The organism is Faecalibacterium sp. I2-3-92, assembly GCF_023347315.1.
Taxonomy (GTDB): domain Bacteria; phylum Bacillota; class Clostridia; order Oscillospirales; family Ruminococcaceae; genus Faecalibacterium; species Faecalibacterium duncaniae.
The window spans coordinates 373,236-390,108 of the sequence record NZ_CP094470.1; the positions used below are offsets into that span (position 1 = coordinate 373,236).

The 16,873-nt window shown below is 45.6% G+C and carries 17 protein-coding genes and 2 pseudogenes; all 19 read left to right on the plus strand.

The genetic code is table 11. From position 1 onward, the window contains the following. Positions 1–319: 319 nt before the first annotated feature. The gene (gene ltrA, locus MTP42_RS01700) at positions 320–2,197 is read left to right on the plus strand and encodes a group II intron reverse transcriptase/maturase (RefSeq protein ID WP_249257830.1); all 1,878 of its coding nucleotides are present in this window, start codon (positions 320–322) and stop codon (positions 2,195–2,197) included. A 144-nt stretch (positions 2,198–2,341) separates the two neighbouring features. Beyond that, positions 2,342–2,710, plus strand: a pseudogene (locus tag MTP42_RS14710) (recombinase); the annotation flags it as partial. 43 nt (positions 2,711–2,753) lie between these two features. After that, the gene (locus tag MTP42_RS01705) at positions 2,754–4,622 is read left to right on the plus strand and encodes a recombinase family protein (protein ID WP_055163286.1); all 1,869 of its coding nucleotides are present in this window, start codon (positions 2,754–2,756) and stop codon (positions 4,620–4,622) included. After that, a complete protein-coding gene (locus MTP42_RS01710) occupies positions 4,619–5,017 on the plus strand; it encodes a TnpV protein (RefSeq protein ID WP_055163287.1) in 399 nt (132 codons plus the stop codon). The genes MTP42_RS01705 and MTP42_RS01710 overlap by 4 nt, the downstream gene beginning before the upstream one ends. Further along, a complete protein-coding gene (locus MTP42_RS01715) occupies positions 5,018–5,299 on the plus strand; it encodes a DUF6809 family protein (protein WP_055163288.1) in 282 nt (93 codons plus the stop codon). It abuts the gene before it with no gap. 122 nt (positions 5,300–5,421) lie between these two features. Further along, entirely contained in the window at positions 5,422–5,700 is a 279-nt protein-coding gene (locus MTP42_RS01720) for a hypothetical protein (RefSeq protein ID WP_070101529.1), read from the plus strand. Further along, on the plus strand, positions 5,693–5,983 hold the full coding sequence (locus tag MTP42_RS01725; RefSeq protein WP_055163289.1) for a hypothetical protein: 291 nt from the start codon (positions 5,693–5,695) through the stop codon (positions 5,981–5,983). The genes MTP42_RS01720 and MTP42_RS01725 overlap by 8 nt, the downstream gene beginning before the upstream one ends. A 216-nt stretch (positions 5,984–6,199) precedes the next feature. Next, positions 6,200–6,448 (plus strand): helix-turn-helix domain-containing protein, encoded by a 249-nt coding sequence (locus MTP42_RS01730; RefSeq protein ID WP_055163290.1) that lies wholly within the window; start codon positions 6,200–6,202, stop codon positions 6,446–6,448. Then, the gene (locus MTP42_RS01735; protein WP_055163291.1) at positions 6,448–7,116 is read left to right on the plus strand and encodes a response regulator transcription factor; all 669 of its coding nucleotides are present in this window, start codon (positions 6,448–6,450) and stop codon (positions 7,114–7,116) included. Before MTP42_RS01730 ends, MTP42_RS01735 begins: the two co-directional genes overlap by 1 nt. Before the next feature lies 1 nt (position 7,117). Beyond that, entirely contained in the window at positions 7,118–8,125 is a 1,008-nt protein-coding gene (locus MTP42_RS01740; protein ID WP_055163292.1) for a sensor histidine kinase, read from the plus strand. A 100-nt stretch (positions 8,126–8,225) separates the two neighbouring features. Beyond that, entirely contained in the window at positions 8,226–8,906 is a 681-nt protein-coding gene (locus MTP42_RS01745; protein ID WP_055163293.1) for an ABC transporter ATP-binding protein, read from the plus strand. Further along, complete coding sequence (locus MTP42_RS01750) at positions 8,906–11,410, plus strand: ABC transporter permease (protein WP_055163294.1); 2,505 nt, start codon at positions 8,906–8,908, stop codon at positions 11,408–11,410. The genes MTP42_RS01745 and MTP42_RS01750 overlap by 1 nt, the downstream gene beginning before the upstream one ends. Before the next feature lie 42 nt (positions 11,411–11,452). Further along, complete coding sequence (locus tag MTP42_RS01755; protein WP_055163295.1) at positions 11,453–11,815, plus strand: hypothetical protein; 363 nt, start codon at positions 11,453–11,455, stop codon at positions 11,813–11,815. Between the two features lie 37 nt (positions 11,816–11,852). Further along, positions 11,853–12,050, plus strand: coding sequence for a hypothetical protein (locus tag MTP42_RS01760; protein WP_227589490.1), 198 nt, complete (start codon positions 11,853–11,855; stop codon positions 12,048–12,050). A 228-nt stretch (positions 12,051–12,278) separates the two neighbouring features. Then, on the plus strand, positions 12,279–13,514 hold the full coding sequence (locus MTP42_RS01765) for a hypothetical protein (RefSeq protein WP_055163297.1): 1,236 nt from the start codon (positions 12,279–12,281) through the stop codon (positions 13,512–13,514). A 60-nt stretch (positions 13,515–13,574) separates the two neighbouring features. Next, positions 13,575–14,195, plus strand: coding sequence for a CHC2 zinc finger domain-containing protein (locus tag MTP42_RS01770; RefSeq protein WP_055163298.1), 621 nt, complete (start codon positions 13,575–13,577; stop codon positions 14,193–14,195). A 16-nt stretch (positions 14,196–14,211) separates the two neighbouring features. After that, complete coding sequence (locus tag MTP42_RS01775) at positions 14,212–15,477, plus strand: virulence-associated E family protein (protein ID WP_227589489.1); 1,266 nt, start codon at positions 14,212–14,214, stop codon at positions 15,475–15,477. Between the two features lie 252 nt (positions 15,478–15,729). Further along, positions 15,730–15,918 (plus strand): transposon-encoded TnpW family protein, encoded by a 189-nt coding sequence (locus MTP42_RS01780; protein ID WP_055163299.1) that lies wholly within the window; start codon positions 15,730–15,732, stop codon positions 15,916–15,918. A 30-nt stretch (positions 15,919–15,948) separates the two neighbouring features. Then, positions 15,949–16,836 (plus strand): annotated as a pseudogene (locus tag MTP42_RS01785) (VirD4-like conjugal transfer protein, CD1115 family); the annotation flags it as partial. Positions 16,837–16,873 lie beyond the last annotated feature (37 nt).

A 16,873-nucleotide genomic window follows, 5' to 3' on the forward strand; every position in this document is an offset into this window, starting at 1 on the left:
AATGGTTGTTACGAAACGCCGTGGCACGTTACAGGCGTGTCCAAGCTGTCAGGCCCAGAGGGAACACCTAAAGGTATGTATGTACAGATAGGATTATCGGAACAAGGAAAGGCAGGAAGTCTACTGGATAATCCGGCGAAGAATAATAAGCGGATGAATTCCTGCTGAAAAGCAGTGGTCGAACCGATGATATCGTCTGCGAAAAAGAGGACGGTTAGGAATGGCCACAAGTCAGGCAAAACGTCAGCAGTACACAACCACTATTCATGCAGTCGAGTAAGAAAAAGAAATTGTCGCTCGGTTTCATAGAAATGGGGTGATGTACATGGCACAAAAAGCTAAGAAGAAAAGCAAGTTGCGCCATGCGGAATACTATGACATGCAGAAAACCTTTGACAGTCTGTATGCCGACAGCAAAAGCGGTGAAGTCTTTGGGCATCTGATGGATATCATCAGTGCCCCAAGCAACATCAAGCTGGCATTCAGAAATATTAAAGGCAATGATGGCAGTCATACCGCAGGCACGGATGGGCGGACAATAGAATCATTGGCAGTCATGCCAGAGGATAAGTTTGTAAAGCTCATCCAGAAACAGTTCAGGAGGTATGAACCAAAAGCAGTAAAAAGAGTAGAAATACCAAAGCCAAACGGAAAGATGAGGCCTCTGGGAATACCGTGTATTATTGACCGAATAGTACAGCAATGTATTTTGCAGGTCATGGAGCCAATCTGTGAAGCAAAGTTCTATGAGCACTCTTATGGGTTCAGACCGTGTCGGAGCGCAGAAAATGCGATTTCCTATGCGTATGGACTCGCCCAAAGGAACAAGCTTCACTATGTAGTCGATGTGGACGTTAAAGGATTCTTTGATAACGTCGACCACAGAAAGCTGCTGAAACAGATCTGGACTTTAGGTATACGGGACACCAAGTTGATTCAGATCATCAAGGCCATGCTGAAAGCGCCAATCGAAATGCCTGATGGGGAAACCGTCCTCCCATCCAAGGGAACGCCGCAAGGTGGTATCCTTTCACCATTGCTGGCAAACATTGTCCTCAATGAACTGGACTGGTGGATTGCCTCTCAGTGGGATGAAATGGTGAGGCACATGAAACATCCGTGTAAAGTGACCTACTATCCCAACGGCGCAGAGAAAAAGTGCAACAGCTATACAGCCTTGAAGAAAAGCAACCTCAAGGAGATGCGGATTGTCCGTTATGCGGATGATTTCAAGATATTTTGCAGAACCAAAGAGGATGCAGAGAAAACCTATTATGCAGTCAAAGACTGGCTATGGAACCGGCTAAAACTGGAAGTGTCTGATGAAAAGTCAAAAGTGACTAATCTCAGAAAGCGTGATAGTGAGTTTCTGGGTTTTCGCATAAAACTGCGGCGCAAAAGTAACTCATGGGTGATAACTTCAAATGTCTGCGATAAAGCCATACACAGAATCGGCAAGGAAATGGCTGACAGTGTCAAGGCAATACAAAGCAGTAAGACGGCTGAAGAAATAAGCCTGAATGTGGGGGACTATAATGCCAAGGTTATCGGAGTGCAGGACTATTACTGCATTGCGACAAGGGTCAACTTGAATTTCAGCGATATCGCCCGTCCAATCAATGGACAGCTTCTCCATCGTATTGACGGAATCAAGAAGCAGGGCGAAATCAAAAACAGATATCTAAGGAAACGGTATGGAAAATCGAAGCAAATGCGATGGATTGGAGAAACGCCACTGGTTCCATTAGCCTACGTGCAATTCAAGATTCCAATGCGGAAAAGCCGAAAAATCAATCCGTATACGTCCGAAGGTAGAGCAGAGATACACGACAATCTCAGGGTTGACGTAAATTCAATGCTCTGGCTGATGAGGCATCCGATACCGACCGAATCAGTGAGATACAACGACAACCGGGTCTCCCTCTATGCAGGGCAAGACGGTAAATGTGCAATCACCGGGAAGAAACTGGATGTTCAAACCTGTATCTGTTACAGGAAAACAAACGACTGTAAGAAGGGCAATGACAGCTACCAGAACCTGTTGCTTCTTTCTTTGCAGGGGTTGGCAATAGTCAGCTCGGAAGACATGATGTCTGTAGTGGCGTTGGTGAAGGAATACTCTCTGAATGCCAAAGTTATTACCAAAGTGAACAAACTGCGTGCTACCGCAGGACTGCCGCTACTGGCAGCAAAGTAGCAAACTTAGCCAATGTGAAAGAGTGATTGTGTATCACTGCTGAAACTATGCTTGATGGAACGCCGGATGCGGTGAAAGTCGCATGTCCGGTGTGAAGTGGGGGAAAACCCGGAGATAATTTCAAAGGGTTACCTATCACTATCCTTCGCGTATATTCACAGCGAAAAGGATATTTTGAAGCTGACCACAACCCTCATTGCCAACACCAAAGGGGACGGCAAGGCCGGTGACGAATTCTGGACGAAGGCAGAGACCTTGCTGTATTGTGCTTTGATTGGTTATATCCACTATGAGGCACCGCTGGAAGAGCAGAACTTTGCAACGCTGATTGAATTCCTGAATGCGATGGAAGTACGCGAGGATGATGAAACCTTTCAGAATCCAGTGGATCAGATGTTTGAAGCTCTGAAAAAGAAAAAACCGAACCACTTTGCTGTCCGCCAATATGCCAAGTTCAAGCTGGCGGCGGGTGTTGTATGCTTTAAGAGACTTATTCATCACGATATGAGTAAGTCTCTTAAAACATATAAGGCTACAAAGCAGAAAGGAGACCCCCATGAGCAAACAGAAAATAACCGCCCTGTATGAGCGTTTGAGCCGTGACGATGAACTGCAAGGCGAGAGTAATTCCATATCCAATCAGAAAAAATTATTGGAGGAATACGCCGCACAGCAAGGCTTTACAAACTGTGTCCACTTTACGGACGATGGAATAAGCGGGACTTGTTTCGATAGACCCGGCTTTCTTGATATGATGCGGCAAGTCGAAGCCGGAAATGTGGACTATCTGTGCATTAAGGACATGAGCCGTCTGGGGCGTGATTATCTCAAAGTCGGTCAGATTATGGAGATTTTACGCCAGAGAGGTGTCCGTCTCATTGCCATCAATGACGGTGTGGACAGTGCCAGAGGAGACGATGATTTTACCCCTTTTCGCAATATCATGAACGAATACTACGCCAGAGACACAAGCCGCAAAATCAAGTCCACTTTCAAGACCAAAGGCATGACAGGCAAGCATCTGACAGGGACGGTCATTTATGGTTATCTCTGGAATGAGACGAGAGACCAATGGATTGTTGATGAATACGCCGCCGAGGTTGTCAAGCGTATTTTTGCTATGACGATTGACGGCTACGGACCGTATCAGATTGCAAAGAAGCTGTCCGAGGACAAGATACTCATTCCCTCTGCCTACCTTGCACAGCATAACGAGGGCGTGAACAAAAACAAGACTTTCAAGGATGTGTACGGTTGGGGTTCTTCCACTATCGTCAATCTGTTGGACAAGCGTGAATATCTCGGTCATACCGTCAATTTCAAGACCCGAAAGCACTTTAAGGACAAGAAAAGCCATTATGTCCCGGAGGACGAATGGACGATTTTCGAGAATACCCACGAAGCCATTATCAGCCAAGAGACTTTCGACCTTGCACAGAAAATCCGAAGCAAGGTCAGACGATACCCCGATGGATGGGGCGAAGCTGCTCCCCTCACAGGCTTGCTCTACTGTGCCGATTGCGGCGGCAAGATGTATGTCCACCGCACTAACAACGGCAAGCGTATCTCTCAATACACTTGCTCACAGTACACAAAAGTCCCTTGTGGAACGCTCTGCAAGACACAGCACCGTATCAATGAAGATGTGGTACTTTCCCTTGTCTCCGATATGCTCCGAGCCATAGCCGAGTATGCAAAGCATGAGCGAGCCGAGTTTGTCCGAGTGGTACAAGAAGCACAGTCCAGTCAGCAGACAAGCGAGGTCAAGAAGCAACGCACAAGGCTTGCTACGGCAAAACAGCGTGTTTCAGAACTGGAAGTTTTGCTCTGTAAAATTTATGAGGACAATGTATTGGGCAAGCTCCCCGATGCCAGATATGCCGTTCTGGATGCACAGTACGCAAAGGAACAGGCGGCACTTACCGCCGAGATTGCAACACTTGAAAAGGCTGTCGGAGATTATGAGAAGCATGAGAAATCCGCAGACCGCTTTATCGCTCTGATTGACAAGTATCAGAACTTCGACAAGCTGACAAATACCATGCTCAATGAGTTTGTCGATAAAATCCTTGTCCATGAGCGAGCCAGAAAAGGCAGTCGAGAGACTACGCAAGAGGTTGAAATCTTCTTTAACTTTGTCGGGCGTTTCGTCCCTCCGGCATTTGCCGAAGTGGAGCTTACACCGGAAGAATTAGAGGAAATCCGCAAGCGTGAGGAACGCAAGGACAAACTTCATCAGAACTACTTGAAGCGTAAAGCCAGCGGTGCCCAGAAGCGTTATGAGGACAAAATCAAGGCGGCAAAGAAAGCCGAGATGGACGAAAAGAAAAATGCCATTCGAGCCGAGGATATTGCAAGGGGCGTATTTATCCCTGTCAGCAATCTTCCGAAGCGAGAACCACAGAAAGGAGCTATCACAGCATGAACGAACTGAAAGCGAGAATCCATGAAAACGGCATTGACTATGTCCTTGTGGGAGATTACTATGTGCCGGATTTGAAGCTGCCGGAGGAAAAGCGACCTATCGGGCATTGGGGCAGACTTCACAAAGCCTATTTGCAGAACTACCGCCCCACCGTTTACAACGAGCTTGTTTTGTCCTGTCGGCTTCATTCCGTCCTTGCGGATCTGAACGAACAGGCAAATGACCGCTTCTCTCTGATTATGGAGCAGATGGCAAGAGCCGAGGGCGTGACAGAGCAAATGAAAGCGGAAAATCAGATGTTGTGGGTGCAGTCTATGAACTCTATCCGCAACCGAGCCGAGGAAATTGTCAAGCATGAAATGATTTACTGCCATTATAGCGGAGGGGGTGATTAAATGATTATGGAAGCGATTTTCGGCGGCGATATGTACCCATTGGAGAACATTGTACCGCAACAGGACGGCTACAAGGCAGAGGTCAAAGCCATTGCCGACCTTATGGACGAACTGGCGAACAGGTTTTCAAAAGCTGACTTTTCCAAAGTGGAGGAGCTTCATCAGCGAATGACGATTATTCAGCAGTACGAAAGCACCGAGCATTTTAAGTGCGGACTGTCCACAGGATTGCTACTTATGAAAGAAGCCTATGAATATCCACTCAATCCCAAAGAGGATTAAAAAAACAAGGTCTGAACCCGACAATTTAATACCGTAATTCAAGCGGCAAGTGTTTCGTTCTTCGTGAAATGCTTGTTGCTTTTATTAACCTTAAATCTTAATCTTTCAAGGAGGAACCCACTATGAATATGAACATCAATGAAAAGAAAGCTCTTTATGCTTTTGGCTGTCCGAATCGAGAAGCGACCGTTCAACGCTTGCGTCTTGTGGCTGCACTTGCTCCCGACCCTGCGGCTAAGAAGCTGTTTTTCGCTCTGGCAGTCAAGTTGAATGACAAGGACTGTGACCGTTGGTATCGCTGTTTCTTCTACAACATGAGGGTGGAAATGGAACGCTTTGCTCACCACAAGTATGTGCCGGACAGCTATCCTGTTCCGATTATGGAGGGGCTTTATGAGTAAGCTGACGAAGTATGAGAAAGAAACAATCGTCCTGTTTAATGAAGCAGACGAAGAAGCTCATATCCAGACTTACAATGCCGGACTTCGGAAACGCCTTGAAGCGTTCAGCAAGAAGTACCCCGACCTCTGCCGTTTGGATATGAGTATGGGGCAAGGCGGTGTGTCCTATTGGATTGACAAGTCCAGATTGTCTATCCGCTTTCAGCCGCCCATGAGCGAGGAACGCAGACGAAAAGCAAGCGAATTGGCGAAGCAAAACGGTTTTAACGGTCAGAACGGATAATGTAGCTTTTCGGGTCTGTTTGCGGTCAAAATGTCGGGTCTGTACCCGATGTTTTGACTGTTACATATCGTCAAGGTATAAAGTCCTTACCTACCCAAAAAAGGAAAAGTATGCGTTATGGAGCTAATATGAACTACGAATTTACCGCAAGAGTGTTGATTTATTCACACTTGCGTGATATAATAATAGAATATGTAAGCACAAGGAGGGTAAGCTATGGCGGTAACATATAAAAAGTTGTTTCATTTAATGATTGACAAGGGTATGAGCAATGCGGAATTGATGGAACAGGCAGGTTTTAGTGCCAACATCATAACCCGATTGAAACGAGATAATTACCTTTCCCTTGACACCATCGAAAAGATATGCAACACACTCCATTGCGGAGTTGATGATATTCTTGAATTTATACCTAACGAAAAAGGCAATGATGCCAGAAATCCTTTCAGCAAGGAGAATACATGATGAGTAAATTATTATTAGTGGAGGATGACCAAAGTATCGTATCCTCATTATCGGACTATTTAGGAAATGAAGGGTTCAAAATCGAAAGTGCTTCCGGGCAAAAAGAAGCAATAGAAAAATTGGATAACGACCAATACGATATAGCCTTGGTGGATATTCAATTATCAAATGGAAATGGCTTTTCTGTTTGTTCTGCAATTAAAGAAAGAGGAACTATGCCGGTTATTTTCTTAACGGCGTCTGATGATGAATATAGTGTTGTGGCAGGACTGGACATGGGAGCTGACGATTATATCAGTAAACCATTTAGACCAAGGGAGCTTCTTTCAAGGATCAACAGCGTATTAAGGAGAACTAAGAACACGCAAAACATTATCAGCTACCATGACTTAGTTGTGGACACAAATCAAGCAACCGTGGTAAAAAACGGAACAGAGATTTTATTGTCTGCTATGGAATATAAGTTGCTGTTAGTCTTTTTGCGTAACAAAGGTATTGTCCTTTCTCGCAGAAGATTGTTGGAGCTTTTATGGGACACTACCGGAGAGTTTATCAATGATAATACGCTGACTGTTTACATGAAAAGGCTGCGTGACAAAATTGAAACAAATCCACAGGAGCCGGAAATCATAATTACCGTTCGTGGGCTTGGCTATAAGGTGGGTTGATATGGACTTTATCAGAAATAAAGAAGTTAAAAGGCAGATTGTTGTCAGCAGTATTCTTATTCTATTTTGGGGCGGCATTGGCATTATCGTTGATAGCAAAGCTGTGTGGATTGTTCTGTCGGCTATCATTTCATCAAGTGCAGTTTCCCTCTTTTTTACATATCAGAGATACAAGAAAATTGCTGATTTTAGTTTGCATATTGATAGGCTGCTGCATGGAGATGAAACGATTTCTTTTGGGCAGTTTCAAGAAGGCGAATTATCTGTTTTACATGATGAAATATCTAAGATGACAAGACGACTTATTGAACAGGCAGAAGCTCTGAAAATGGAGAAAGGTAATTTGGCGAATGCTTTAGCCGATATTTCACATCAATTAAAAACACCTTTGACATCGCTGAATATCCTAAATGCTTCTCTGTGTAATGAGGAACTGACTGACGAAGAAAGGTATGAGCTGATCCGCAAACAGACTATGCTCTTATCAAGAATGGAGTGGCTGATAGCCACACTTCTGAAAATATCCAAGCTGGATGCAGGAACGATTACTCTAAAGCCACAGGAGATATACTTAAAAGATGTGGTAGAAAAAGCAATTCGTCCTCTGGAGATTGCGGCAGAATTAAAAATGCAGACAATAACGCAAGTGATTCCGGCAGAACTGAAACTTGCTCTTGATGCTGATTGGACTGCTGAAGCCTTGGGGAATGTAATTAAAAACTGTATCGAACATTCACCAGAGAGCAGCAGTATTGAAATCAAGGCAATAGAAAGACCTCTTTTGACACAGATCATTATAGCGGATAATGGAGCAGGTTTTCGGAAAAAGGATATACCGCATCTATTTGACCGATTTTATCAAGGAAGTGGCTCTACAATCGGTAATGCCGGTTTGGGGTTGGCTCTGGCAAAAACAATCATCGTCAATCAGGGCGGCGTCATCCAGGCGAAAAACCGGAAGTCAGGCGGTGCAGAATTTGAAATCTGCTTTTATCGGGGGACTGCTTAATGCAGCCCCTTTTTAAGTGACATTTTTGTAATGAAAAAGTAATGAAGCAGTCACTTGGCTTTGCTATACTGAATTGCAAAAATATATGGAGGAACTTTTTATGGAAATATTAAGAGTAGAGAATATCTGCAAAACCTATGAAATGGACAATGCTCCTGTCCATGCTTTGTCAGATGTTTCTTTTTCCGTCGATAAAGGAGAGTTTGTTGCAATCATTGGAGCATCTGGGTCTGGCAAGTCTACCCTGTTGCACATTTTAGGTGGTGTTGACAGACCAACTTCGGGAAAAGTATTTGTGGATGGACAGGATGTTTATGAGCAAAACGAAGATGAATTGGCTGTATTCAGAAGAAGGCAGGTTGGGCTTGTCTATCAGTTTTATAATCTGATCCCGGTTTTGACTGTCGAGGAAAATATCACGCTGCCGATTCGATTGGATGGGCGTAAAATCAATAAGGAGCGTTTGAAAGAACTGCTATCCACGCTCAAACTGGTAAAGCGTAGAAAGCACCTGCCAAGTCAGTTATCCGGCGGTCAACAACAAAGAGTGGCAATCGGACGAGCGTTGATTAACGCACCTGCGATTATCCTTGCGGACGAGCCGACGGGAAATCTGGACACGGAGAACACAAGGGATATTATGAAACTTCTGCGTGAATCCAATGAAGTCTATCGCCAGACAATGATCCTGATTACCCATGACCGTGAAATCGCAATGCAGGCAGACCGTATTCTGGAAATTCAGGATGGCAGACTTGTGAGGGATGAGGTGATACGCTGATGAATATGATTTTCACGCTTACACTCAGGAATCTGCTGTCGAATAAAAAGCGTACCCTACTCACACTTTTAACCATTCTTTTGTCAATCAGTATGATAACCGCTATTCTCTGTGGGGGATGGTCGTTGGTTGATTTTTTGAAAGAGAAAGAAAAAGTGTATGGTGGCGATTATGACTACTACATGGAGGATTTGACTTGGGAGCAGGTTCAAGAGCTATATAGTCAAAACAATGTAGGCGAGGTTTCGCTTCTCCGCTTTGCCGGAAACAGTTTTTACGGGGAGAAATCCAACAGTACAATGCTCTCCGTTGGCGAGATTGACGAGAACTTTACCCAAAGATTTTCGTTAAATCAGTATTTGCTTGCGGGGCGTTTCCCGCAAGATGAAAATGAGCTTGTTATTTCAGAATCTTTTTTGAAGAAAAACAATATGAACACAGAGATTGGAGATACGATTTCTTTAACCCTTGGTTCAAGAATTTGGGATGAATATAATGCCCAGCTTTCCGGGCTGACAAATTATAGGGGCGAAGAAGAAAGTTTCGTTCCAACGAAAGAGAAAGCGTATGTAGTTGTTGGTATTCTGTCAGATGTGAATGACTCAAAAATCGCAGCAAACTATAATGCCTTTGCAGGCGTTGACAAAACGGCATCCGATTTTGCTGCGTATGTCAAGGCAAAGAATTTATCCAATTCGATCTATACAGAAGCCGAAGAAGTGGCTGCGGCAGTAGACAGTCATGTAGCAAAGTTTCATTCTGAACTGTTAGTCTATCATGGAATTACCGGCGGCAAAGGAGCTGCCAAACTGATTGCTTTGGTAGTCATGGTCATTTGCCTTTTGATGGCTGCATCCGCTTCAATGATCAGCAACGCCCTCTCCATTTCCTTGCAGGAACGAATTAAGCAGATGGGAATGTTATCCAGTATTGGAGCCACAAAAGGGCAAAAACGCCTTAGTGTATATTTAGAAGCCTTTCTTTTGGGTGTGGTAAGCATACCTTTGGGATTGGTTGTCGGCATACTGCTGTCTGCTCTGTTGTTAAGTGTGGTCAGGGCAGCTTTTGGAGAAACATTCACTTTTGGCATTGTAGAACTGTCCTTAAAGGTAAACGGACTTATCCTACTCGTCAGCGGATTATCCGGCATTGCTTCTTTGTACTTCGGAAGCAGAAAGCCTGTGAAGCAAGCTGCTAAAATTACAGTTATTGAAGCTATCCGCCAGTCTAACAATGCGGTATCAAAAAAGAAATTCCGTGATGGAAAAATCGTTTCTTTGGTTTTTGGCATTTATGGTTCGCTGGCAGCTAAAAATATTAAGCGTAATCCAAAACGCTTCCGAGCAATTACTGGCTCTATTTTCTTGTCGGTGGTAATTGCCCTTTCCTTATACAGTTTGTCTGATTTTATGCTTTATCAGACATCCTTGGACATGAAGGAGGACGGTTCCTGTTATACTGATGTGATTTCGACGATTCAATACAAAGATATTCCTACCGCAATCGGGGCATTATCGGATGAAAATATCACTGCGGATGTTTCCTATTCTTTTCAGCGATATATGACTGCTGAATTTTCGCAGGAACAAATCAATCCTGATATGCAGGGATATTTTATCAATGGTACGAAAGCAGAGGTATATGTCGTAGGACTGGACGAAGAACATTTTACTTCCTTTTGTGAGGAAAATGGCTTTCATATTATGACTGGCAGCTCCAATCGTGGAATCCTGCTCAATCAGACAATGGGATATTATAATGCGGGTCAAAATCGAGTGATTGCAGGCTCCCCGTTTCTTATTGAACCGGGAACTGAAATCATTCCGTTGGGGGCATCCGAGGATGCCTTGCCGATTATCGTGGAAGAAATCGTTTCAGAAGAAAATGCAAATATCCAATCCATGTTTGTGAGAGATCGAGCTGTCCTCATTGTGCCTTTAAGTTATTTTAACTGGCTGATAGATGATAACGCCTATGTGGAAATGAGAATACAGACAGCACAGCATAAAGAAGCAATGGACTGTCTGGCTGACAGAGGATTTCCGCAAACTGTGGACATTGCAGCCGCAACGAATAATTCCAGACAGGTATATACGATTGCAAAACTGGTAATCTGCCTGTTCTCGATCCTGATGACGGTTATTATCAGTTTGAATGTTTGCAACACTATCTCAAATACAATTCATTTGAGAAGAAGCGAATTTGCTGTTCTGCGTTCTGTTGGTATGACTGCCAAAGGATTGAAATGTACGCTATTGCTTGAAGCTGTTTTGTACGGCGTAAAAGCATTGGTTCTTGCGTTGCCTGTGAGCTTTTTGATTCATTGTGCCATCTACTACTTCATATCGTCGGGTATGACACCATTTGCTTTTTATATCAACGGTGGTATTTATGCTCTTGCAGTTCTGGCGGTCGGTGCTATGGTATGTATCGCTATGCTGTTTGCTGTCAGAAGCGTATCAAAGGTGGAAATTGTAGAGGAACTGAAATTGAGCAATATGTAATCATTCAATCTAACAAAGCAACTGAAACGGAGGTAATAGAAATTGCGTAAAAAGAAACTGGTAAAGAGAGTTGCAGGCATTGCTTTGACTGTTGGTGTAGTTATACTTGCCATTGTATGTGTCGGTAAAGTAAATCGCATTCAGAACGAAAAAGATATTATTGGCACATGGAAGGATACAAATGCGGAGGAGGTATTTACCTTTCAAGAGAACGGGGAACTTGCTGTGAGTAAAGATATGCCCGATTCGGGTCTGTCCTGCGGTAACGCATCTTATGGTTTTTCTTACTCGGATATAATCTGCGTGACACAGGGAGATAGTAGTGTAGAATTTGAGATAGAAGTAGATCATGACGAATTGACAATCTTCTTTATGGGGCAAGAATACTTAGCGTTAGAAAGGTAATGGTAGAAACTCTCTTGTTTCGTAAAAACTGAATAGAATGAACAAACCAAAGGCGACTAACCGTAAAAAGTTGGTCGCTTTTGCTTTGCTCATTTGCAAAGCGGATGTGTCGGAAACGGCATATCCGAAAAGTGGAGAAATCCGATTTGACGAAATTGGACTTCTCCATTTTTTTGTGAAAGTCTCCGATGGAGAGTTTCGCAAAAACCGATGGACTGCAAATGTCGGCAGCTGACGATGTGAAGCAGTTTATCGGGCAGGAGTACAGAGGGCGGCAAGCCCTTTGTGCATGGGTACAGGGAATGCAATATCCCTGTGCAGGTCAAGGGCGGCAGCCTTGCCCAGTTAAGTGGCGTTTCGCCACTTAGTACTGGGTATTACTTGTCGCAAAATTGCAGCAAGGATGGCAGCTTCGCTGCCCCTTTCCCCTGCGGGGAAAATCTGAACGGAGGTTAGAAATGGTTTGAAATTAACAAGACACAACGGTCGCTCCGGCAAGCATGGCACTTACAACCCGAAGCACAATGACCGCACTTTTGATGTGAGCAACAGCGAACACATTGACGAAGAACGAGCCAAGCACAATGTCTATTGGGACTGCTTCAACGGCTATCGCACCTTTGCAGAGAAGCAAGTCCAGAGCGAGCTTGCAGACACTTTCGAGGAAGTGGAGGAACTGTTCTACTCCGCAAAATACGGTGCTTATGTCGAAGCACAGAACGCCAGAAACGATAAGAACAGGCACTCGGAACGCAACCGCACCACAACGGATTTGCTTAAAGACAAAAGGACTTGCCCGGAGGAAACCATCTATCAGATCGGAAAGATGGGCGACCATGTTTCGCCTGATGTTCTGCTGAAAGTCGTGACGGATTTCTTCGTGGAGATGGAACGGCGTTTCGGCTCTCATGTTCACATTCTGGATTGGGCATTACATCTGGATGAAGCGACACCGCACATTCAAGAACGCCATGTATTCGACTGTGAAAACCGCTACGGCGAGATTTGCCCACAACAGGAAAAGGCACTTGAAGCATTAGGCTTTGAACTGCCAGACCCCACCAAGAAGCAAGGCAGACACAACAACCGAAAAATGACTTTCGATTCTGCCTGTCGTGCCATGCTCTTTGATATTGCAAAAAGGCATGGTCTGCATTTGGAGCAAGAGCCGGAATATGGAGGGCGAGCCTATCTTGAAAAACAGGACTTCATTCTTGCCAAACAAAAAGAGCAGTTGGAGGTACAGGAGCAGAGATTAGAGGAACTGACTTTGAAAATCGAGGATGTGGAAACGCTGATTGATGATGTTGCCGATATTGCCTATGACAAGGCGGTGGAGGTCGTGACAGATACAGTCAGAGTGGAAACCCACAAGGAGGACATTCGGCTGATTGAGGAAACAAAGACATGGCTTCAATCGCCGGAACGCAAAGCACCGAAGAAAGAGCGTGACTATGCAATCAGCCGTTTGGATGGCGTGATTGGCAAAATCAAAAATGCCATGCAGTCTGCATTGCAGAAAATCCAGTCCAGACTTCTTTCGCCGGAGGTCAAGAAAACGAGCAAAGAGCAGATTAAGGAAAAGGTCAAGCCCTCCATCCTTGCCAGACTTGAAAGAAACAAGGAACTGGCAAAACAGGAAAATGAAGCGAGACGGAGCGAACACCGTCCGCACAAAAAACAGAATATGGAGCTTTAAGGCACTTGCCATTTTCGATTTGAGAATGACAGGTGCTTTTTCCATTTTGGGAGGTTGATAATGAATGTATTTGAAGCAGTAAAGCAGTCGGTCACGACAAGGCAGGCGGCAGAGTTTTACGGCTTTCGTGTAAACCGAGCCGGAATGATAGCCTGTCCGTTTCACAATGACCGCACACCGAGCATGAAAGTGGATAAGCGTTTTCATTGTTTCGGCTGCGGTGCGGATGGGGATGCCGTTGACTTTGTTTCCCGACTGTTTGAATTGCCGAGCAAAGAAGCCGCTATGAAACTGGCTGACGATTTCGGTATCGCTTATGACCGAAACGGCAAGCCGTCCATCGTGGCAAAAATCCGAGAGCCTACCGCCAAACAGAAGTTTGAAGCGGAGGAAAAACGGTGCTTTCGTGTGCTGTCCGATTACTTCCACAAGCTCCGAGCGTGGGAAAAGGACTATGCACCGAAGCAGCCAGAGGACGAATGGCATCCGCTATTTACAGAAGCCTTGAACAAGAGAGATTATATTGAATATCTCCTTGATATTTTGATTGACGGAACACTTGAAGATAGAAAGGCACTTGTAGCCGAGCAAAGAAACGAGGTGATGAAACTTGAACGAAGATTTGCAGACAGCCGCCAGAGAGGAAATTCGAGACCGATTAGAACTGACACAGCAAGGTAAGCCTGCGAATACCGCCATGAATTACAAGACGGTATTTCAGAATGACCCTCTACTGAAAGGTGCTATCCGCAAAAATCTGTTGACGGAACGCACCGACATTGTAAAGCCGCTTGGTTGGTATCGTGAAAGCTCCACTCTGACCGATGTGGATATTAAATATCTGCTTCTCTACTTTGAAGAACACTACGGCTTGACGGTTGAGAAGAAAATCGAGGATGCCGCATTGGTTATTGCCAACGAAAACCGCTACCACCCTGTCTGCGATTTTCTGAACGGCTTGGAGTGGGACGGACAGGAACGCATACGCTTTTGTCTGCACCGCTTTCTTGGGTCGGATGCCGATGATTATACCTATGAAGCCTTGAAGCTGTTTCTGCTTGGGGCAATCAGCCGAGCCTTTAAGCCGGGGTGCAAGTTTGAAGTCATGCTATGCCTTGTCGGAGGGCAAGGAGCCGGAAAGTCCTCTTTCTTCCGTCTGCTTGCGGTCAAGGACGATTGGTTTACCGATGACCTTAAAAAGCTGGATGATGAAAATGTGTACCGCAAAATGCAAGGGCATTGGATAATCGAGATGTCGGAGATGATAGCCACAGCCAATGCAAAGAGTATTGAGGAAATCAAGTCCTTTTTGAGCAGACAGAAAGAGACCTACAAAGTCCCCTATGAGACACATCCGGCAGACCGCAAGCGACAATGCGTGTTTGGCGGTTCGTCAAATACTCTGGACTTCCTACCCCTTGACCGCACAGGCAACCGCCGTTTCGTGCCGGTCATGGTTTACCCCGAAAGAGCCGAGGTGCATATCCTCGACAATGAGGAAGAATCCAGAGCCTACATTCATCAGATGTGGGCAGAAGCAATGGCGATCTACCGAAGCAGAGACTTCAAGCTGCGGTTTAGCCCGACAATGAATGAGTATCTGAAAGCACATCAAAGGGAGTTTATGCCGGAGGACACCAAAGCCGGACAGATACTTGATTATCTGGACAGCTACACAGGCAATGCCGTCTGCTCCAAACAGCTTTACAGAGAAGCATTGGGGCATGAGTATGACGAGCCGAAGCAATGGGAACTGCGAGAGATAAACGACATTATGAACAATGTTGTCAAAGGTTGGAAGTCTTTCAGCAATCCGAGACACTTCCCGAAGCCGTATCTTCGTCAGAAAGGTTGGGAGCGTGAGTTGCCCGACAACGGAGAAGCTGACAACGGAGACGGAAGATTTATTCCTCTCTCCGATGCGGAGCTTGAACAGATGGAACTGCCGGAGGGATGGCGATAGAAAATTGCTATCCTGTTGTCAGCTTGTTGCCGAGCCGGTTGTCAATCCCGTTGTCGGGCAAAATCCGAAAAAGCCTTGTCAAGACTGGACTTTTCTCTCTCTGACAACCTTGACAACCAAGATTTCAAAGAAAAAGTAAATAGTAAGCAATAAGAGCCGCCCGATAAGATAAAAGGTTTTTGAATGTCCGTTGTCAGGACTTCGTTGTCAGCCTTTCCTTGTCGGGCATTTTTCATTCACAGGAGGTATTGAATGACAGAAAACAGAAACACAGCAGCACAGACCACCACCCAGCACACCGCACCCACCGTCAGAAAGCAGATAAACGGCACGACCTATATCGTCCGTGTCCACTTCAACGAGAACGCCAGAGAGACAATGGAGGACAAAATCAAGCGTCTGCTTCGCAACGAGATTCAGCAAAATGTAACTTGTTTGTGAATTTGATGAAAAAGTCCTTGACTTTTCGTCTCTGGCAAGACCTTAAAGTCGATTCTGGTGAGCTGCGGCGCACGTCTTGCTCCCTTCGATATTGAGGAAGTCCGTGATATCACTATGTACGATGAGCTGTCGCTGGATACGGTGGGAGATAAGAAAACGGCTCTGTTCCTCATTATGAGCGATACAGACCCGACTTTTAATTTCCTGATTTCCATGATTTACACACAGCTGTTTAACCTGCTGTGCGAAAAAGCGGATGATGTTCACGGTGGCCGCCTGCCGCACCATGTACGGGTGCTGTGGGACGAGGCAGCCAACACGGGACAGGTGCCCCAGCTCGAAAAGCTGGTCGCGGTTATCCGCTCCCGCGAGGTGAGTCTTTGCCTGCTGTATCAACAGTTGGCACAGTGCAAGGCCATTTACGATAAGCACGCCGAGACAATCCTCGGCAACATGGACAGCGTGGTGTTCCTCGGTGGCCGCGAAGCCAGCACTATCAAGGAAATCTCCGAGAACTGGCTGGGAAAAGCCACAATCAGTATGCAGACCGACAGCCGCTCCCGTGGCCAGTCGGAAAGCTACAGCCAAAACACCCAGCGGCTGGGCCGGGAACTGATGACCCCAGCCGAGCTTGCAACCATGCCGGGAGACAAATGTATTTTGCAGCTTCGGGGCCTGCCCCCGTTCTTCTCTCCCAAGTATGATCTGAAACGGCATCCGAACTACCGTTATACGGCGGAGGCCGATAAACAGAAAAACGCTTTTGACCTCGACAGGCTCATTAACCGCCGCAGGCGGCCCGGGCTGAACGAGGCGTGTACGATGTATGAGGTGGCTGTGCCGGACGATGCACTCACGGAAGAGGACGAGGACATCCTCAACTATGATGACATCGACGATCCAGACGCCTTTGCATAAACGCTTCGAGACAAAGTGTCCCGAAGTTTGTAACCTG